This is a genomic window from Streptomyces sp. NPDC001068, from assembly GCF_042897315.1.
Taxonomy (GTDB): Bacteria; Actinomycetota; Actinomycetes; order Streptomycetales; family Streptomycetaceae; genus Streptomyces.
Genome location: NZ_JBIAYD010000008.1, coordinates 401136 through 420441, shown reverse-complemented (window position 1 = coordinate 420441; position 19306 = coordinate 401136). Strand labels below are relative to the sequence as shown.

At 71.6% G+C, this 19306-nt stretch carries 15 protein-coding genes, 4 tRNA genes and 1 other RNA gene; 10 read left to right on the top strand and 10 right to left on the bottom strand.

Annotated elements, in window-relative coordinates:
* Positions 1–8 precede the first annotated feature (8 nt).
* The gene (locus tag ACFY3I_RS24475; RefSeq protein ID WP_390862639.1) at positions 9–593 is read left to right on the top strand and encodes a Uma2 family endonuclease; all 585 of its coding nucleotides are present in this window, start codon (positions 9–11) and stop codon (positions 591–593) included.
* Positions 594–655: 62 nt separating this feature from the next.
* Here ACFY3I_RS24475 and purL read toward each other — a convergent pair whose 3' ends face one another.
* From purL to purS, 3 genes are read right to left on the bottom strand one after another with little or no spacing between them, the layout of a single operon-like run.
* A complete protein-coding gene (gene purL, locus ACFY3I_RS24470; protein ID WP_390862637.1) occupies positions 656–2914 on the bottom strand; it encodes a phosphoribosylformylglycinamidine synthase subunit PurL in 2259 nt (752 codons plus the stop codon).
* Positions 2911–3591, bottom strand: coding sequence for a phosphoribosylformylglycinamidine synthase subunit PurQ (gene purQ, locus ACFY3I_RS24465; protein ID WP_365285544.1), 681 nt, complete (start codon positions 3589–3591; stop codon positions 2911–2913). The genes purL and purQ overlap by 4 nt, the downstream gene beginning before the upstream one ends.
* Positions 3588–3851, bottom strand: coding sequence for a phosphoribosylformylglycinamidine synthase subunit PurS (purS, locus tag ACFY3I_RS24460; protein ID WP_093501106.1), 264 nt, complete (start codon positions 3849–3851; stop codon positions 3588–3590). Before purS ends, purQ begins: the two co-directional genes overlap by 4 nt.
* A 359-nt stretch (positions 3852–4210) precedes the next feature.
* Between purS and ACFY3I_RS24455 the strand changes: the two genes are divergently transcribed.
* From ACFY3I_RS24455 to ACFY3I_RS24420, 8 genes are all read left to right on the top strand, one after another.
* Positions 4211–4528, top strand: coding sequence for an Lsr2 family protein (locus tag ACFY3I_RS24455; RefSeq protein WP_365285546.1), 318 nt, complete (start codon positions 4211–4213; stop codon positions 4526–4528).
* Positions 4529–4665: 137 nt separating this feature from the next.
* Positions 4666–4737 (top strand) — tRNA-Gly (locus tag ACFY3I_RS24450).
* A gap of 81 nt (positions 4738–4818) precedes the next feature.
* Positions 4819–4894: transfer RNA gene (locus ACFY3I_RS24445), tRNA-Gly, on the top strand.
* 140 nt (positions 4895–5034) lie between these two features.
* Positions 5035–5985: an ABC transporter ATP-binding protein gene (locus ACFY3I_RS24440; RefSeq protein WP_390862635.1), complete on the top strand. Its 951-nt coding sequence runs from the start codon at positions 5035–5037 to the stop codon at positions 5983–5985.
* Positions 5982–6800, top strand: coding sequence for an ABC transporter permease (locus tag ACFY3I_RS24435; protein ID WP_390862633.1), 819 nt, complete (start codon positions 5982–5984; stop codon positions 6798–6800). The genes ACFY3I_RS24440 and ACFY3I_RS24435 overlap by 4 nt, the downstream gene beginning before the upstream one ends.
* Before the next feature lie 26 nt (positions 6801–6826).
* Positions 6827–8080: a sensor histidine kinase gene (locus tag ACFY3I_RS24430; protein WP_390862631.1), complete on the top strand. Its 1254-nt coding sequence runs from the start codon at positions 6827–6829 to the stop codon at positions 8078–8080.
* Positions 8077–8691, top strand: a complete 615-nt coding sequence (locus tag ACFY3I_RS24425) for a response regulator transcription factor (RefSeq protein ID WP_365285554.1) — start codon at positions 8077–8079, stop codon at positions 8689–8691. Before ACFY3I_RS24430 ends, ACFY3I_RS24425 begins: the two co-directional genes overlap by 4 nt.
* A 22-nt stretch (positions 8692–8713) precedes the next feature.
* Positions 8714–8789 (top strand) — tRNA-Gly (locus tag ACFY3I_RS24420).
* A 69-nt stretch (positions 8790–8858) separates the two neighbouring features.
* Here the strand turns inward: ACFY3I_RS24420 and ACFY3I_RS24415 are convergent.
* The 6 genes from ACFY3I_RS24415 to ffs form a co-directional block, all read right to left on the bottom strand.
* Positions 8859–9758, bottom strand: coding sequence for a phosphoribosylaminoimidazolesuccinocarboxamide synthase (locus ACFY3I_RS24415; protein WP_390862629.1), 900 nt, complete (start codon positions 9756–9758; stop codon positions 8859–8861).
* Positions 9759–9828: 70 nt separating this feature from the next.
* Positions 9829–11322: a N,N-dimethylformamidase beta subunit family domain-containing protein gene (locus ACFY3I_RS24410; protein ID WP_390862627.1), complete on the bottom strand. Its 1494-nt coding sequence runs from the start codon at positions 11320–11322 to the stop codon at positions 9829–9831.
* A gap of 406 nt (positions 11323–11728) precedes the next feature.
* Positions 11729–13570 carry a hypothetical protein gene (locus tag ACFY3I_RS24405; protein WP_390862625.1) on the bottom strand — a complete coding sequence of 614 codons (1842 nt, stop codon included), beginning with the start codon at positions 13568–13570 and terminating at the stop codon, positions 11729–11731.
* Between the two features lie 274 nt (positions 13571–13844).
* Complete coding sequence (gene purD / locus ACFY3I_RS24400; protein ID WP_390862623.1) at positions 13845–15098, bottom strand: phosphoribosylamine--glycine ligase; 1254 nt, start codon at positions 15096–15098, stop codon at positions 13845–13847.
* Between the two features lie 141 nt (positions 15099–15239).
* Complete coding sequence (locus ACFY3I_RS24395; RefSeq protein ID WP_390862621.1) at positions 15240–17516, bottom strand: DNA polymerase III subunit gamma and tau; 2277 nt, start codon at positions 17514–17516, stop codon at positions 15240–15242.
* 45 nt (positions 17517–17561) lie between these two features.
* Positions 17562–17660: signal recognition particle sRNA small type (gene ffs, locus ACFY3I_RS24390), an RNA gene on the bottom strand.
* Positions 17661–17732: 72 nt separating this feature from the next.
* Here ffs and ACFY3I_RS24385 point away from each other — a divergent pair.
* Positions 17733–17817, top strand: a tRNA-Ser gene (locus tag ACFY3I_RS24385).
* A gap of 648 nt (positions 17818–18465) precedes the next feature.
* On the opposite strand, the gene ACFY3I_RS24380 is transcribed toward ACFY3I_RS24385, so the two are convergent.
* Complete coding sequence (locus ACFY3I_RS24380) at positions 18466–19185, bottom strand: hypothetical protein (RefSeq protein WP_390862619.1); 720 nt, start codon at positions 19183–19185, stop codon at positions 18466–18468.
* Positions 19186–19306 lie beyond the last annotated feature (121 nt).

Below are 19306 nucleotides of genomic sequence, written 5' to 3'. Positions count from 1 at the left end.
GGTGCAGCATGACGGTTATGGCCGAGCGCACGTCTCAGATGTCGGTGGAGGAGTTCGAAACGATCGCCTCTACTGCTCCCGAGACCGTCACGTTGGAGTTCATCGACGGACGGATCGGGGTCAAAAAGGTGACGGACGGGGACCACGACACCATCGTGTCCTGGCTGGCCCGGCGCTGTATGCAGACCAGGCCAGACCTGGACCTGTATTACGGCCGAGGGCTCCGGGTGGAGGCCCATCGAGAAGGCAGGGCGAGACCGGACGCAGTCCTCGCGCCGGAGGCCCACTTCGCGGGATACGGCGAGTGGGCCGACCCGGACGGCGCGCTCATGGTCGTCGAGATCACCTCGTACGACTCGGACACCGACCGGCGGGACCGGCACGAGAAGCCGACCGTGTACGGACAGGCCGGTATCCCGCTGTATCTCCTGATCGACCGGGACTCCTGCACGGTCACGGTGCACAGCGGCCCGGACCGGCAGATCGGTGGCTACCGCGCCGTCCACACCGCGAAGTTCGGCGAGACGGTGGTGCTCCCGGATCCGATGGGCATCGAGCTCGACACGGAGACCCTCAAGAACTACGTCCGATGAGGCTGCGAGGGCCCCGCCCGGACTCATGTGTCCGGGCGGGGCCCTCGGCGTCGTAGCACCGGCTACGCGAGCAGGGCCTCGATCGTGCCCTCGTGGGCCTCGCGGAGTTCCTCCAGGGTGAGGGCGAACTCGCCCTGGATCTCGACCGTGTCGCCGTCCACGACACCGATGCGCGCCACCGGCAGGCCGCGGGCGCCGCACATGTCGTTGAAGCGGACCTCCTCGGAGCGCGGCACGGCCACGACCGCGCGGCCCGCCGACTCGGAGAGCAGGAACGTGAACGCGTCGAGCCCGTCCGGTACGACCAGCCGCGCGCCCTTGCCGCCGAGCAGCGCCGACTCCACGACCGCCTGGATCAGACCGCCGTCGGACAGGTCGTGCGCGGAGTCGATCATGCCGTCGCGGGAGGCGGAGATCAGGATCTCGGCCAGCAGGCGCTCGCGCTCCAGGTCGACCTTCGGGGGCAGGCCGCCGAGGTGGTCGTGGACCACCTGCGACCAGGCCGAGCCGCCGAACTCCTCGCGGGTGTCGCCGAGGAGGTAGAGCAGCTGGCCCTCCTCCTGGAAGGCGACCGGCGTGCGCCGGGCGACGTCGTCGATGACGCCGAGGACGGCGACGACCGGGGTCGGGTGGATGGCCGCCTCGCCGGTCTGGTTGTAGAGCGAGACGTTGCCGCCGGTCACCGGGGTGCCCAGCACCTGGCAGGCGTCGGCCAGGCCGCGGACCGCCTCGGCGAACTGCCACATCACCGCCGGGTCCTCGGGCGAGCCGAAGTTCAGGCAGTCGGAGACGGCGAGCGGCTTGGCGCCGGTCGTCGCCACGTTCCGGTAGGCCTCGGACAGGGCGAGCTGCGCGCCCGTGTACGGGTCCAGCTTGGCGTAGCGGCCGTTGCCGTCGGTCGCGATGGCGACGCCCAGGCCGCTCTCCTCGTCCACGCGGATCATGCCGGAGTCCTCCGGCTGGGCGAGGACGGTGTTGCCCTGCACGAAGTGGTCGTACTGCGAGGTGATCCACTTCTTGGAGGCCTGGTTCGGGGAGCCGACCAGCTTCAGGACCTGGTCCTTCAGCTCCTCGGCGGTCGCCGGGCGGGGCAGCTTGTTCGCGTCGTCCGCCTGGAGGGCGTCCTGCCAGGACGGGCGGGCGTAGGGGCGCTCGTAGACCGGGCCGTCGTGCGCGACCGTGCGCGGGTCGACGTCGACGATCTTCTCGCCGTGCCAGAAGATCTCCAGGCGGTCGCCGTCGGTCACCTCGCCGATGACGGTGGCGATGACGTCCCACTTCTCGCAGATCTCCAGGAAGCGGGCGACCTTGGCCGGCTCGACCACCGCGCACATGCGCTCCTGCGACTCGCTCATGAGGATCTCCTCGGGCGAGAGCGTGGAGTCGCGCAGCGGTACGTCGTCGAGGGTGACGGTCATGCCGCCGGAGCCGTTCGAGGCCAGCTCGGAGGTGGCGCAGGACAGACCGGCCGCGCCGAGGTCCTGGATGCCGACGACCAGCTTCTCGGCGAAGGCCTCCAGGGTGCACTCGATGAGGAGCTTCTCCTGGAACGGGTCGCCGACCTGCACCGCGGGGCGCTTCGACGGCTTGGCGTCGTCGAAGGTCTCGCTCGCGAGGATGGAGGCGCCGCCGATGCCGTCGCCGCCGGTCCTGGCGCCGTACAGGATGACCTGGTTGCCCGCGCCGGAGGCCTTGGCGAGGTGGATGTCCTCGTGCCGCATCACGCCGATGGCACCGGCGTTGACCAGCGGGTTGCCCTGGTAGCAGGCGTCGAAGACGACCTCGCCGCCGATGTTGGGCAGGCCCAGGCAGTTGCCGTAGCCGCCGATGCCGGCGACGACTCCGGGCAGCACGCGCTTGGTGTCGGGGTGGTCGGCGGCGCCGAAGCGCAGCGGGTCGACCACGGCGACCGGGCGGGCGCCCATCGCGATGATGTCGCGGACGATGCCGCCGACACCGGTCGCGGCGCCCTGGTAGGGCTCGACGTACGACGGGTGGTTGTGCGACTCGACCTTGAAGGTCACCGCGTAGCCCTGGCCGACGTCGACGACGCCGGCGTTCTCGCCGATGCCGACGAGCAGCGCGTCGCTCTGCGGGGCCTTCTCGCCGAACTGGCGGAGGTGGACCTTGCTGCTCTTGTACGAGCAGTGCTCGGACCACATGACCGAGTACATGGCGAGTTCGGCGCCGGTCGGGCGGCGGCCGAGGATCTCCACGACCCGCTCGTACTCGTCCTTCTTCAGGCCGAGTTCGGCCCAGGGCAGCTCGACGTCGGGGGTCGCGGCCGCGTGTCCGACCGTGTCCAGAGGCGTCCGGCTCATGCGCCCACCAGCTTCTTGAGGATCGAGGTGAAGAAGGGCAGACCGTCGGTGCGGCCGCTGCCGATGAGCGGCTCGACGGCGTGCTCCGGGTGCGGCATCAGCCCCACGACGTTGCCGGCCTCGTTGGTGATGCCGGCGATGTCGCGGAGCGAGCCGTTCGGGTTCAGGTCCAGGTAGCGGAAGACGACCCGGCCCTCGGCCTCCAGCTTGTCCAGCGTGTACTCGTCGGCGACGTACCGGCCGTCCATGTTCTTCAGCGGGATGTGGATCTCCTGGCCCTCGCGGTAGTCGCCGGTCCAGGAGGTCCCCGCGTTCTCCACCCGCAGCTTCTGGTCGCGGCAGATGAAGTGGAGGTGGTTGTTGCCGAGCATCGCGCCCGGGAGCAGATGGGCCTCGGTGAGGACCTGGAAGCCGTTGCAGATACCGAGGACCGGGAGGCCGGCCTTCGCCTGCTCGATGACGCTCTCCATCACCGGCGAGAAACGGGAGATGGCACCGGCCCGCAGATAGTCGCCGTACGAGAAACCACCGGGAAGGACCACCGCGTCGACCTGGTGGAGGTCCTTGTCCTTGTGCCAGAGGGCCACCGGTTCGGCGCCCGCGAGCCGGATCGCGCGCTGGGTGTCCCGGTCGTCCAGACTTCCCGGGAAAGTGACGACGCCAATACGAGCGGTCACTTGGCCGCCTCCGCGACTTCGTCGACCCGAACGGTGAAGTCCTCGATCACGGTGTTGGCGAGGAAGGATTCCGCAAGATCGTGGATGCGGGCGAGCGCGGCCTCGTCGACCGGCCCGTCAACTTCCAGTTCGAATCGCTTTCCCTGACGTACATCGGAGATGCCTTCGAAACCCAGGCGCGGCAGCGCACGCTGGACCGCCTGGCCCTGGGGGTCGAGGATCTCCGGCTTGAGCATGACGTCGACTACGACGCGTGCCACTGGCACTCCCGGTGTTGTGGTGCTGGCTGCTGAGCAGTTACCCGCCGAGGCTCCGACAGGCGTCTTCAGACTACCCGCACAAAATTTCTACGCGGGTAGAGTTGTAGGAAACTACGTGAGCCGCATCACGATCGGGTGACAGCGGGGGATCCGCACGAAAAGTTCTGGGAAAGTTCCCCGGGTTCGCCCACGACATCTATTGCGCCGGAGACACGCGGACGGATTTAGTCGGGCTTCACTTTGTATTGCCAGGCACTGTACAAATGAATTGGCAATAGCCGATACTCGGCACGTCATCTCCGCCATCGCGTCATCGCCGGTGAGCTGTATAGACGTGCCACACGAAGGGACCGATATTCGTGGCGCAGAAGGTCGTGGTCACTCTCTTTGACGACATCGACGGCTCGGAAGCGGCGGAAACGATCGCCTTCGGACTCGACGGCAAGTCGTACGAGATCGATCTGAATCAAGCCAACGCCAAGGAACTGCGTGAGGCCCTCGAGCCCTACGTGACGGCCGGCCGCAAGCGGTCGAAGTCGGGCAAGGCGTACAAGCAGACGGAGGTCGCCCCCGACCCGGCGGCCGTCCGCGCCTGGGCGCAGGCGAACAAGATGGACGTCCCGGCGCGCGGCCGTATCCCGAAGAAGGTCTACGAGGCGTTCAGCGCCGCGCAGTGAGACGCCGTCCAGGCCTGTCCTCAGGGACCGTCACCGGCCCCCGAGGACAGCCGACTTGCGCTACCCCCCTGCTGATCAGCTAATGTCTGGAGCACGCCGAGGGGCGAGGCCGAAAGGCCGAATCCCACGGAGTACACGCGGGTGTAGTTCAGTAGCAGAACATCCCCCTTCCAGGGGGAAGGCGCAGTGTGCAATTCCTGTCACCCGCTCTGCACCGCCGGTCCTGATCATGCTTGTGGATCAGGTAGGCTGGTGCTCGCACCGATCGGTGGGAGCCGGTCGGGGGCAGTGCGGACGTAGCTCAGTTGGTAGAGCGCAACCTTGCCAAGGTTGAGGTCGCGAGTTCGAGCCTCGTCGTCCGCTCCAGCTCATAGAAGAAACCCCAGTCCGACGACTGGGGTTTTTTCGTGCGCCCGTACTCCTTCCTCACGCGCTCTGACATTTGTCATGGCGAGTGGTGACACCGCGCACTGCTGCCGGGCCGCTGCGCCGGGGACGCTCGTCCCATGGAAGCCATCGAGGACGACGAGCACGTGACAGGCGAACACGTGATTGAGGTCACGGACCTGCGGCGGGCCTACGGGGGCGGGTTCGAAGCGGTCCGAGGCATCACCTTCTCCGTGAACCGTGGGGAGATCTTCGCGCTCCTCGGCACCAACGGCGCCGGCAAGACCTCCACCGTCGAACTGCTGGAGGGCCTCGCGCCCCCGACCGGGGGCCTGGTACGGGTACTGGGCCACGATCCGCTCCGGGAACGGGCCGCCGTACGGCCACGCACCGGGGTGATGCTCCAGGAGGGCGGCTTCCCGTCCGAGCTGACCGTCAGCGAGACCACCCGCATGTGGGCCGGCTGCACGACCGGCGCCCGGCCGCCCGCCGAGGCGCTCGGCCTGGTCGGCCTCGCCGGCAAGGCGGACGTCCGGGTCAAGCAGCTCTCCGGCGGCGAGCGGCGCCGCCTCGATCTGGCACTCGCCCTGCTCGGCCGGCCCGAGGTGCTGTTCCTGGACGAACCGACGACCGGTCTGGACGCCGAAGGGCGCACCGCCACCTGGGAGTTGGTGCGATCCCTGCGGGACACCGGAACGACCGTCCTGCTCACCACGCACTACCTGGAAGAGGCCGAGGACCTCGCCGACCGGCTCGCCATCCTGCACGAGGGGCGCATCGCGGCCGCCGGAACGCCCGCCCAGGTGACCGCGGGCCGGCCCGCGCGGATCTCCTTCGAGCTGCCGCCCGGCTACTTCGTCGGCGACCTGCCGCCGCTGGCCGCCCTCGGCGTGTGCGGACACGAGACCGACGGCCGCGCCGTACGGCTGCGGACCCGCGAGGTGCAGCGGACCGCCACCGGGGTGCTCACCTGGGCCCAGCGGACCGGAATCGAACTGGACCGGCTGGAAGTGCGGTCGGCCTCGCTGGAGGAGGCGTTCCTGGGGATCGCGAGGGAGGCGGTCGTATGAGCACGGTGGACGTCCGAGAACGCCCGGACGCGTCCCGGCGCCGGGTGGCGCGCGCCGCCTCCCGGCGCCGGCTGAGTGCGCTCGGCCGCGCCGAACTGCTGCTCCTCGGCCGCAACCGCGGCGCGGTGCTCACCGCCCTGCTGGTGCCGCTCGCCCTGCCGTTCAGCGTGCGGCCCGTGATCGACCAGCCCGGCCTCAAGGCCCAGGACCTGAACGTCGGCACGCTGATGCTGACCGCCGCGACCGGCTTCTCCTTCCTCTTCGCCGTGTACACGTCCCTGGTGAGCGCCTACGTGGCCCGCCGCGAGGAACTCGTCCTGAAACGGCTGCGCAGCGGGGAAGCGGCCGACGCGGAGATCCTGGCCGGCACCGCCCTGCCCGCCCTCTGCCTCGGCCTGGCGCAGGCGCTGGTGCTGAGCGTCGGCTGCGCGGTGCTGCTGGACGCCGGGGCACCCGAGGCGCCGTATCTCACCCTGCTCGGGCTGCTGCTCGGCCTGCTGCTCAGTGCCGCGCTCGCCGCGCTCACCTCGGCCGTCACCCGGACCACCGAGAGCGCCCAGGTCACCGCCCTGCCGCTGGTCTTCGTCTCGATGCTGGGCTCGGGCATCGCCGTACCCGTGGACATCCTGCCGGAGCGGGTCGCCCGGGTCTGTGAGTTCCTGCCGCTCTCCCCGGCCGTCCGGCTGGTCCGGGCGGGCTGGACCGGGGAGCTCGGCGCGGGCCAGGCGACCGGCACGGTCCTCACCGCGCTGGCCTGGACCCTGGTCGCGGTGTTTGCTGTACGGCGGTGGTTCCGCTGGGAACCCCGGCGCTGAGCGGAGACGGGACGGGACACCACGGGATGAGCGGGGCAGGGGGCTGGTGGCGGGCGAAGACCACGCCCGCCAAGGTCGAGACGTACACACGCTGGTCGTTCCACTTCTTCGCGGTGATCGAGGTCACCGCGATCGGACTCCCGGTGCTCGGCGAGGCCGGCGGAGCGTTCTCCGGCTGGATGACCGCGATGGTCGTCGTCCACGCGGTGCTCTGCGCGCTGACCGCCTCCCGGGCGCTGGACTGGACGCGCGGCCGCCGGGAGCAGCCGGTGCGGCTGCTGTGGCTGCTCGGCGCCGCCACGTACGCCTTCGCCGTCACCGCTCTGGTACTGCGCCGGCACGGCGCGCCGGGCGACGCCGTGCACAGCGCGGCGGCCACCGTCTTCGTGGGGATCCTGGCCTTCGGGGCGGGCACCACGGCGCTCGGCGTCCGCGACCGGCGCCGGGCGGTGGCGCTGATCGCGGGCTTCGCGTGCGGGGCGGGCGCGGTCTCCGTCCCGCCGGCCGTGCCCGGGGTCGCCGCGCTGGTCACGGCGGCCGTGGTGTTCCTGGCCGCCGGGTTCCTCGCCGCCACCTCGGCCTTCTCCATCTGGCTGCTGAACGCCGTCTACGAGCTCGACGAGGCGAGGGAGACCCGTGCCCGGCTCGCCGTCGCCGAGGAACGGCTGCGGTTCGGCCGCGACCTGCACGACGTGCTCGGCCGCAACCTCGCCGTCATCGCCCTCAAGAGCGAACTGGCCGTGCGGCTGGCCCGCCGCGAACGGCCCGAGGCCGTGGAGCAGATGATCGAGGTGCAGCGGATCGCCCAGGAGTCGCAGCGCGAGGTGCGGGCCGTCGTACGGGGCTACCGGGACGCCGACCTGGCGTCCGAACTCGCCGGTGCGCAGGGCGTGCTGGCGGCGGCCGGCATCGCGTGCACGGTGACCGGGGACACCGCCGGCCTGCCCGCCGAGGTGCAGTCGGCGCTGGGCTGGGTGGTCCGGGAGACGACCACCAACGTTCTCCGACACGGGGACGCGGGGCAGTGCACGGTGAGTCTGCGGGTGACGGAGGGACGTGTGGTGCTGACGGTGGAGAACGACGGAGTCGCCCCCCGGGCCGACGGCGGCGGGAGTGGCCAGGGCGGCGGGTCCGGGATCGCCGGGCTGCGGGAGCGGCTCGCCGCGGTGGCCGGGACCCTGGAGGCGGGGCCGGTGGGGACGGACGGGTTCCGGGTGGTCGCCTCGGTGCCGCTGACCGGCCGCACCGCCGACGTGAACCTGAGCGGAGTCACCTCATGACCGCTGCGGTACGGCTGTTGCTCGCCGACGACGAGCATCTGATCCGGGGCGCGCTCGCCGCACTGCTCGGCCTCGAGGACGATCTCGTCGTGGTCGCCGAGGCCGCCACCGGCCCGGAGGCACTCGCCATGGCGCGGGCCCACCGGCCCGACGTGGCGGTACTGGACCTGCAGATGCCCGGGGCCGACGGTGTGAGGGTCGCCACATCCCTGCGGGCCGAACTGCCCGGCTGCCAGGTACTGATCGTGACCGGTCACGGCCGCCCCGGGCACCTGAAGAGGGCCCTGGCCGCCGGTGTGCGCGGGTTCGTCCCGAAGACGGTCAGTGCGCAGCGCCTCGCGGAGATCATCCGCACCGTGCACGCGGGAAACCGCTACGTCGACCCGGAGTTGGCCGCCGACGCGATCTCCGCCGGGGACTCGCCGCTGACCGCCCGGGAGGCCGAGGTACTGGAACTGGCGGCCGACGGGGCGCCGGTCGCGGAGATCGCCGAGCGGGCCGCGCTGTCGCCGGGAACCGTCCGGAACTACCTCTCCTCGGCCGTCACCAAGCTCGGTGCCGAAAACCGTCATACGGCAGTGCGTCTCGCACGGGAGCGAGGTTGGGTATAGTTGCTCACGCGCCACGGCGCATGCGGACGTAGCTCAGTTGGTAGAGCGCAACCTTGCCAAGGTTGAGGTCGCGAGTTCGAGCCTCGTCGTCCGCTCCATGAGGAAGGCCCCCGGTTTCCACCGGGGGCCTTCGGCGTTCCCGGGCCGGGGCCCGGGGGTTGCCTCCGTCACGACCAGGTGTTGCCCGTCAGCCGCTCGTACGCCTCGATGTACTTCGCGCGGGTCGCGTCGACCACGCGCTGCGGCAGCGGCGGCGGGGGCTGCTCGCTCCTGCGATCCCAGCCGGACTCGGCCGAGGTCAGCCAGTCGCGCACGAACTGCTTGTCGAACGACGGCTGGGCGCGGCCCGGCTCCCACTCGTCGGCCGGCCAGAAGCGGGAGGAGTCCGGGGTGAGCACCTCGTCGGCGAGGACGAGGGTGTCACCGTCGAAGCCGAACTCGAACTTGGTGTCGGCCAGGACGATGCCCCGGTCGCGGGCGATGTCCCGGGCCCGCCCGTACACCGCGAGGGTGGCCTGCCGCAGCTGCGCGGCGGTCTCGGCGCCGACCTGCCGGGCGACCTCCTCGTACGACACGTTCTCGTCGTGCTCGCCGACCTCGGCCTTGGTGGCCGGGGTGAAGATCGGGGCGGGCAGCTCGGAGCCGTCGACCAGGCCCTCGGGAAGGGCGAGCCCGCAGACCGTACGGGTCTCCTGGTACTCGGCCAGACCCGAACCGGTGAGATAGCCGCGGGCCACGCACTCGACCGGCAGCATCTTCAGCGACTCGCAGACCAGGGTGCGGCCCGCCCAGTCGGCGGGGGCGCCCTCGGGCAGCTCGGTGCCGATGACGTGGTTGGGGGCGAGGTCGGCGAGCTTGTCGAACCACCACAGGGAGAGCTGGGTGAGCACCCGGCCCTTGTCGGGGATCTCGGTGGGCAGCACCCAGTCGTAGGCGGAGATGCGGTCGCTGGCGACCATCACGAGATCCCCGGCCGCGTTCTGGTACAGGTCGCGCACCTTGCCGGTGTGCAGATGCACCAGGCCCGGCACCTCGACGGGCTCGGGCTTTTCGACGAATCCGGACACGGTTCCTCCCCGTGGTTCTGTACAGGTGCCCCCGATTCTCCCGTATGCCGGGTTGCCCCCGGACACGGGGTCAGTCGCGTTTGCAGATGCGGTCCAGGAGGTTGGCCGTGGCGCGCTGGACGCGGGGGTCGATGTGACCGGGGCGGTCGAGCGCCGGGGACCAGGCGAAGGTGCCGGCGGCGAAGACCAGGGCGCCGGAGGGGGCCCGGTACAGGGAGGTCTCCTGGTGGCGCAGGGCGCCGTCGCCGTCGGTGTACGGGGAGTGCGCCAGCAGGATGCGCTCCTCGTGCTCGGGCAGCGCGGTGCGCGGGAAGTAGCGGTCGGCCTCCCCGGCCACCAGACCCGGCAGTTCGTCGCCCTCCTGCGCGCCGGAGGCCTCCCAGAGCCAGTGGCCGGCGTTGCGGACGATGAGCGGGTGCGGCTCGGGCACCCGTCCCGCGTACTGGATGCCGATGGTCTGCTGCTCGGCCCGGTCGATCTCGCGCCACAGCACGGGCCTGCCCGGGCCCTTGCGCTTCCGGCAGGTGAGCAGCCGGTCCGCGACCCCGGACGGGGACGGCCCCAACTCCACCTGCCAGTACATGGTGTTGGCGGAGAGGAAGACCAGCGAGGTGCCGCTGTCCCGGGCCAGTTCGACCGTGCGGCGCATCCGGGGCGACCAGTACTCGTCGTGGCCGGGGAAGACCAGGCCCCGGTAGCGGGCCGGGTCGACGCGGCCGGCGTGCAGGTCGCGGGCGTCGGCGTAGGCCAGGTCGTAGCCGTAGCGCTCGGCCCAGCGGATGAAGTCGTAGGCGTGGCCGACGTGCAGGGGCAGGCCCGCGCCCGCGTACGGCCGGTCGAAGGAGACGGTGGTGGCCGCGTCGGCCTCGCCGAGCAGCCGGCCCCGTTCGTCCCAGGCGTGGTAGAGGCTGGCGCCGGTCCGGCCGTCCTCGGGGTAGAGGTTGTAGGCCTGCCAGGTGATGTCCGGCAGCAGCAGGAGCAGGTCGGCGGGGTGGTTGTCGCGGATCGTGAAGGGCACGTGGGAGCGGTAGCCGTCGGCCGTGGTCAGGACGGCGACGTACGCGCCGATGCTCCAGTACGAGGGGACCTGCAGGCGCCAGGACAGCCACCAGTGGTGGCAGGAGACCGTGCGGTCGGCGGCCAGCGGCGGGGGCTGCACGATGCCGGACAGCCGTGGGCTGGTGGTGATCTTCGAGGCGCCGTCGCCGCCGTAGTGACCGATGCGGTAGACGTCGACGCTGAATTCCTGCGGCGGGTCGACGGTGATGTGGAAGTCGACGGCCTCACCGGGGGAGACCGCGCCGGTCGAGGTGAAACCTTTGATCTGCCGGTGCACGTCGTCCGCCGAGCGCGGGCCGACGGCACGGCGGGGTGCCGGGATCCGCGGGTTCTGGCCGGTCGGCTGCGGCAGGCTCGGGTCGACGTACCAGGGGACGACGTGACCGGTGTCGTCGAAATAGGTCTCGCTGCCGCGCAGCCAGGGGACGGGACCCAGGCCGAAAGGGTCCGTGACGGCGTGCGCGAGTGCTCCCGACTCCCAGCGCCGGATCTGCTCCGATGCCATGGTGGCTCCCCTCCCTCGTGCCCCCGTGAGGTGTGCTGATACGAGTCGTCGTGCGTGTGTCGCGGTGCGGAACTGCTCTGCGGTGCTGACGTGCACGGTCGCCGTGTGCGGCCGCTGTGCGGTGGTACGGGGTCTCGTGGCCGATTTTGAGCTGTTCTGATCCTTTTCAGGGTGTTCCGGCTCGCGTCCGCCCGTGTCGGTCCGCGGTGGTCCGGTCGGGTCCGGTCCCGTTCCGGCCGTGGTGTCGCGCGTGCGGTGACTGTGGCGTCTGTCTTATGTCGGATGCGCTTGCCATTTCGCCGAACAGACCCCAGCACATCACATAACGCACGCTTCTGGTCACGGTTCGTCGCGAATTTGCCTGAAGTGGAACGGTTCACTCCGCTGAAGCATCGAAACTCCGAGGTCAGACCAGCCGTACGGGCTTCTCGGGACGTATCCCGGACTCGGCCAACCAGGCCCGGAGCGGGGCCGGGTCTCCCTCCTCGATGAGACTGAGGACTCTGGGCGTCAGGTCGGCGGCCCGCTCGCCGTCGACCAGCAGGGACGGGCCGTCTAGCCAGTCCAGGCCGGGGGTGGCCCCGGCGGTGTCCACGGCCGCGCAGCACACCATCGCCGTGACGTGGTCGGCGAGCAGCTCGCGGGCGGTGCGCGGCGGCTGGAGGGGGAAGAGGGGCAGCGCGCAGTCGTCCCACAGGGCGCTGTCGGGCCCCTGTCCGGTGGGCGCGTCGGGGCCCGCGGTGACGGCGGCGGCCTCCTCACGGGCGAGGGCCGCGGTGAGGCCGGCGGCCAGGGTGGCGCTGCACTCGGTACCGGCGGCCTCGTCGGCGTCCACCAGGCCCTCGACGTCCCTGACGTCCACCGCGTCGGACGCCTCGCCGACGCCCTCGGCGCTCTCGATGCCCTCGGCACCTTCGACGTCCCCGGCACGGGTCGGTGGCTCCTCGGGTCCGCACCGGCCGGCCGGCTCCGTCAGGTGGTCCAGGACCCGGGCCAGAGTGGGGCCGCCGGGATCGGGGGCGGCGGGGTCGAGGGTGGCACGGACGCCGAGGGAGTCCAGGACCCGGTGCAGCCGGGCCGCCTCGGTGCGCCAGGTGCGGTCGACCACCTCGTCCGGGTACTCCTGCCAGGCCACCGGCGACCAGTCCGGCCCCGGCTCGGCGGGGCCGCCGTGGAAGAGGCGGGCGGCGAGCAGCGAGGCGGCCTCGTCGACCAGGCCCGGCTCCTCCAGCAGGTCGCAGGCGGGCCGCTCGCCGAGCCGGGAGGCGAAGCCCTCCGCCAGCCGGTCACGCCGGGAGAGCTCGGTGAGCGCCGAGACCACGCCCGCGTCCAGCCGGGACGGCCAGCGGCCCATCCGCCAGGCCGGCAGCGCCACCCGGGTCAGAAGGCGGTCCCAGCCGGCGTAGGCGAGCCCGACCTGCTCCTGGGCGACGATCCGCAGTCCGTAGTCCACGGCCTGGGCACGCTCGGCGGCCGCGGCGGCCACCCCGCGTTCCATCAGTGCCGCATGCTCCCGGCAGCCCCGCAGCAGCATCCTGGCCACCCAGCCGAGGCCCGCGCACACCAGGCGGCCCGCCGGACCCCGGCCCGCCGTCGAGGAGACGGCGACCGTGGCGTCGAGCCCGCGCACGAAGCGGCGGGCGGCGGCTATGTCCGGCTGCGCGGAGGGTCCCGTACCGGCGACGACCGGCGCGAGGACCGCGCGCAGCTCGCCGACGCGCATCCACCACAGGAAGGGGGACCCGATGACGAGCACGGGGGCCGCCGGGACCCGGCGGTGCGGGCCCGGGCTGCCGAGCTCGTCGCCGCTCCTGGGCGCGGGCGGGCCGTGTGCCGGATGGGTACGGTCCTCCAGCCAGCTGTCGCAGTCCGGGGTGAGCGCTATGGCGGAGGGGACGGGGACGTCGAGGCGGTCGGCGAGATCACGCACCATCCGGTACAGGTCCGGGGCGGACTCCTCCGGGATCGGGACCGTCGGGCTCACGGCCGGCCGCACCCGGGCCACGACCAGCGCCACGCCCGCGGCGGCGAGCAGCACGACGACCGCGAACACGCCGACGGTCCAGCGGGCCGTGTCCCAGCCCCGGCCCACGAAGTGGCCGGTGGAACCGCCGGTCAGCAGGATCACCGTGGCCGCCGCGGGCAGCAGCGCCACGGCCAGCGCCCGGCCGCGGACACGGAGCACGGCAAGGGCCCGGGTACGCGCTGCCTGCGCTCCCGCCTCCACACCGATACCGGTACTGGTCACGTCCGGACCTCACCCCCTCCCTGCTGTCCTCGGCCTGTCCTGGCTGTTGCTCACTCCCCCACTGTGGCACCCGCCACCGACATCGCAATGCCGGTGGGCCAAGTGCCGGAACGCTTGCGCCGCACCCTAGTTGGGGCCTCGGCCCCCGTCAGCCGGTTGGGGCATCGGTCACTCGATGGAATGGCTTTGGTCAGAGGTGATCGACAGACAGCAACGATCAGGCCCCGGATTTCGGGTCCGGGGCCTGATCAGGAACGTTCGACGGCGTACGGGCTCAGGACTCGGCCGCCGCCTTCGCCGCGATGTCCGTACGGTGCTGGGAGCCGTCCAGCCCGATCCGCGCCACGGCCGCGTACGCCCGCTCACGGGCCTGGGTCAGATCCTGGCCGGTCGCGGTCACCGAGAGGACCCGGCCACCGGCGCTGACGACCGCCTCACCGTCCCGCTTCGTCCCCGCGTGCAGGACGTAGGCGTGCGGGGCGTCCTCGGCGGCCACCGCGTCGAGGCCGGTGACGGCGTCGCCGGTGCGCGGGGTGCCGGGGTAGTTGTGCGAGGCGACGACCACGGTGACCGCTGCCTCGTAGCGCCAGCGCAGCGGCGGGAGGTCGTCCAGGGTGCCGTTCGCCGCGGCGAGGAGGACACCGGCCAGCGGGGTCTTCAGACGGGCGAGGACCACCTGGGTCTCGGGGTCGCCGAAACGGGCGTTGAACTCGATGACCCGGACACCGCGCGAGGTGATCGCGAGGCCGGCGTAGAGGAGACCGGAGAACGGGGTGCCGCGGCGCCGCATCTCGTCGACGGTCGGCTGCAGGACGGTCTCCATGACCTCGTCGACCAGCTTCGGGTCCGCCCAGGGCAGCGGGGAGTAGGCCCCCATGCCGCCGGTGTTCGGCCCCCGGTCGCCGTCCAGGGCGCGCTTGAAGTCCTGGGCGGGCTGGAGCGGGAGGACCGTCACACCGTCGGTGATCGCGAAGAGGGAGACCTCCGGGCCGTCCAGGAACTCCTCGATGACCACGCGGTCGCATTCGGCGGCGTGCGCGGTGGCGGTGGCCAGGTCGTCGGTGACGACGACGCCCTTGCCGGCCGCGAGCCCGTCGTCCTTCACGACGTACGGCGCCCCGAAGGCGTCGAGGGCCTCGGCGACCTCCTCGGCGTTCGTGCAGACATACGAACGGGCGGTGGGCACCTGGGCGGCCGCCATCACGGCCTTCGCGAACGCCTTGGACCCCTCGATCCGCGCGGCCTCCCCGGAGGGGCCGAAGACCGGGATCCCCGCCTCGCGCACGGCGTCGGCGACCCCGGCGACGAGCGGAGCCTCCGGCCCCACGACGACGAGATCGGCGCCGGTCTCCCGGGCCAGCGCGGTGACGGCGGCGCCGTCCAGGGCGTCGACCCGGTGCAGTTCGGCGACCTCGCCGATACCGGCGTTGCCGGGGGCGCAGTGCAGCGCGGTGACGTCGGAATCGAGGGACAGGGAGCGGCACAGGGCGTGTTCGCGGGCACCGCTGCCGATGACGAGGACCTTCACGGGGGCCAGCGTAGCCGGGTACGCCGACTGGAGGTTCCTACAAGGGGGCGGTGGGCGGACGGGGGTGGCGGGTGGAGGACCTGGAGGCGCCCTCCGGCCGTGGCCGCCCGGTACCGGCCCCGCACCGGCTCGGTACGCCCGTCACTCGTTCTGGAACTCGTCCACCACGGTCGCCCCCAGCTCCCGCACGATCAGCTCGTGACCGGAGAGGGCCGACTCGTCGAGGTCGGGGTCGTCCTCCTCGGGGATGTCGTCCTCGGGGGAGACCGGGGGTGGTTCGGGGGCCGCGGGCGGCGGTGCCGCGGGAGCGACCGTCCGCGCCGGGCCCTGGGCCGGGGCCGCGGGCGCGGGCTGAGGTGCCGCCGAGCGGGCCGGGGCGGGGCTGCCGTAGCCCGATGCCGCGGGCGCGCCGTAGCCGCCGGGCTGGCCGCCGCCGTACCCGGTGGCTGCCGGGGCCGGGCTGCCACCACCGCCGCCGCCGCTCGTGAGGTCGGCGGCCGCCTCGATCTTCCACTGCACGTTGAACTGCTCGGCCAGGACCGCCTTGAGTACGTCTTCGCTGCCGCTGGCGACGAAGCGGTCCAAGGCGCCCGCATTGACGAATCCGAGCCGGAGGGTGGTGCCGTCGAAGCCCGTGACCTGGGCGTTCGGAGCGTTCAGCAGGGCCCAGGTGAAGCGCCGCTTGTCCTTCACCGCCTCCAGGATGTTCGGCCAGAGCGTGCGGGGGTCGAGGCCACCGACGGGGGCGGCGTCCCTGCTGGGAGCGGGAGCCGCGTGGGCCGTCGGAGCCGCCGGGCCCGCCGGGGCCGTCCGGGTCGGTGGCGGAGCCGGCTGGCCTGCCGGGGCGCCCGCGCCCGCGGCCGTGGGCCAGCCGCCGGGACGGCGGGCGCCGCCGCCCGCCGAGGCAGCGGTCGGCCAGGCGCCGGGGGCGGCAGCGGGCGGGGCGGCCGACGGTGTAGGCGGGGGCGACGTGGGCGACGTGGGCGACGTGGGCGACGGCTGAGGGGCCGGTGTCTGGGGGATCGCGGCGGGTGCCTGCGGGGCCGGTGCGGGGGCCTGCGCGACGGGCGCCGGAGCGGCTCCGCCGCCTCGTACCGCCGCCCGGGCCGCCGCCTGCCCGCCCCCCTGCGGAACCGGAGCCGGGGCCTGGTTCTGGGCTTGGGGCTGGGCTTGGGCTTGGGGTTGGGCTCGGGCTTGCGGGTGCGCCTCGAGCCCGGGAACGTACCCCATCGCGGGCGCACCGCCCCCGCCCGAGAAGTTCACGCCCCGCTCCAGGCGGTCCAGGCGGGCCATCAGGGACCGCTCGTCGCCGTAGGCGGCAGGCAGCAGCACGCGCGCGCAGATCAGCTCCAGCTGGAGGCGCGGGGATGTGGCGCCGCGCATCTCGGTGAGGCCCTCGTTGACGAGGTCGGCCGCGCGGCTGAGTTCGGCGGCGCCGAACGTGCCGGCCTGGGCCTGCATCCGCTCCAGAACGTCGGCGGGGGCGTCGAACAGTCCCTTCTCGGCGGCGTCCGGGACGGCGGCGAGGATCACCAGGTCCCGCAGCCGCTCCAGCAGGTCGGCGACGAAGCGGCGCGGGTCGTTGCCGCCCTCGATGATGCGGTCGACGACCTCGAAGGCGGCGGCGCCGTCCCCGGTCGCGAAGGCCTCGACGACGGAGTCGAGCAGCGAGCCGTCGGTGTAGCCGAGCAGGGAGGTGGCCATGGCGTAGGTCACACCCTCCGCCCCGGCGCCGGCGAGCAGCTGGTCCATCACGGACATGGAGTCACGCACGGACCCGGCACCGGCCCGCACCACGAGCGGGAGCACGCCCTCCTCGACGGGGATGTCCTCCTTGCCGCACACCTCGCCGAGGTAGTCCCGCAGCGTGCCCGGCGGCACCAGCCGGAAGGGGTAGTGATGGGTCCGCGACCGGATGGTCCCGATGACCTTCTCGGGCTCGGTGGTGGCGAAGATGAACTTCAGATGCTCCGGGGGCTCCTCGACGACCTTGAGCAGCGCGTTGAAACCGGCCGACGTGACCATGTGGGCCTCGTCGATGATGTAGATCTTGTAGCGGCTGCCCGCGGGCCCGAAGAACGCCTTCTCGCGCAGCTCACGGGCGTCGTCCACACCACCGTGAGAAGCCGCGTCGATCTCGATGACGTCGATGGAGCCCGGCCCGTTGCGCGCGAGGTCCTGGCAGGACTGGCACACGCCGCAGGGCGTCGGCGTCGGACCCTGCTCGCAGTTCAGGCAGCGGGCCAGGATCCGTGCGCTGGTGGTCTTCCCGCACCCACGCGGCCCGCTGAACAGGTACGCGTGATTGACCCGGTTGTTCCGCAGCGCCTGCTGCAGCGGGTCGGTGACATGCTCCTGCCCGATGACCTCGGCGAACGACTCCGGGCGATAGCGGCGGTACAGCGCGAGAGACGACACGCTTACGAGGTTATAGGCGCCCACTGACAAGCGGCCCCGCCGGGAAACGCGAGCGCCCCCCACGCACCCGCCAGAGCCAACCTACCCTTGCTGCCTTCCGGCCCTGGGGGAGTTCAGTCAGATAGCGCCGCGTGAGGGGCTCCGCACAGAGTACCCGACGTCAGCGGGTAGGAACGAGTTCGCGAGCACTCCTCTCGGTCATGTAATGTTCCGACCGGAGGATTCGCCTAGAGGCCTAGGGCGCACGCTTGGAAAGCGTGTTGGGGGCAACCCCTCACGAGTTCGAATCTCGTATCCTCCGCAGCCGCCTGAACAGGCGAAACGAGAACCCCGGACCGCTTTGGCGGCCGGGGTTCTCGACGTGCCTTGGTCTCAGTCGCGGTCTCATTTATTTCCGACATATACGGCATTCCGCACGGCATGGCGACGTGCCTCCGGCGACGACGGTGGGGCGCCGTCCAAGCGTTCGTTCGCCGACTTGCACGCTGAAGGCCGACGGCCAAGATCAGCCTCAGGTGACGCTTGCCCCACATCGCAGGACGTGCCCCCAGAAGCAACCCGCAGCCAGGCAGTGCACTGACCATCCACGTCTGCCCTACCAGCGCCTTCCATGTCACACGCCGCCCCAGAGGGTCGAGCTGTTTGCGCGGCCGGGCCCTCTGAGCTTGCGCTCAGCCTCCGGCGACCGCCCATTAGTCCCATCGCCTCGCAAACTCGGCACCGGCCAGCAGGTCGCCCGTCCGCACGATCGGATCATCGATCCCCAGGGCCACCATCACATCGGCGGGAAGAGCCACGTATTTTCCCTTCAACTTCGTGACACGGCATGGAAAGCGGTTCGCCCTCACCAGCCCGGATGCCTTCGATGGGTCGACCCCAAGGAGATCTGCCACCTTGCGCAGGGGCATTGGCTCGGCCAGCCACTGCGACAGTCGCCTTGCGCTTGGGCTCACTCGGCTTCCTTCTGCGGTCCGTCGAGTTCGTCGGACTCGCCCTCGGGCACCTGCTCCGAACCCAAGGCGAGGAACTCGCCCAAGAGCCCGAGGCGGTGCAAGGTAGCGCCCATGCGTTCGCCACTGATGCGCCCCCACAACAAAGGGTCCATCTCGTCGACCACCTGGATGTCCGACTCGTTGCGGATGGGCGAGTAGCCGTCATCACATCGGCTCGCGCGGTCGACAAGGCCGTGCGGATCCGTCGTGCGCTCGGCCGGATCAGCCCGTTCCACCGCCCAGCCGGCCGCGTTGGCGGACCGGACACCCTCGCCACGGACATCGTCGCCTTCGGTGGCCAGCGCCAGACCGTACAACGCGCCGAACACCATGGCCGACCTCACCTCGGCGACGTCGACGCAGAGCCTCCTCGACACTCTCCCGGCCGACTTCCGGAGGTAGGGGGTAACGAAACACAGAGCGAGCAACTGGCTACGCTGAGCCAAGTTCGGCAGGTCACTACGGGCATCGCGGCCTACGCATCGCCACAGCGCGTCCCGAAGAGCAACGTCGGTGGCATCTCGCGCCGCCGCATCCTTCGCCTCCGAGAGCGTGAGGTGTTCACCCACCGAACAGCTCTCCCCCGGCGCATGTGGACACACCAACTGCCCACCGAGCAACTGCGAAACCTTTAGCTCGATCGATCTAAAGACGTCTGCCGAAGGCAGCAGGGACACGGCCCCTCCTCTTGTGGTTCCGCCAACGGCAGGAGGCTCACCACGTCGAAGGGCGACTATCCGCACCAGCCGATGCATGCGCTGGCGGGAGTCAACGACATGGGGTGTCCGAGTGAAACGG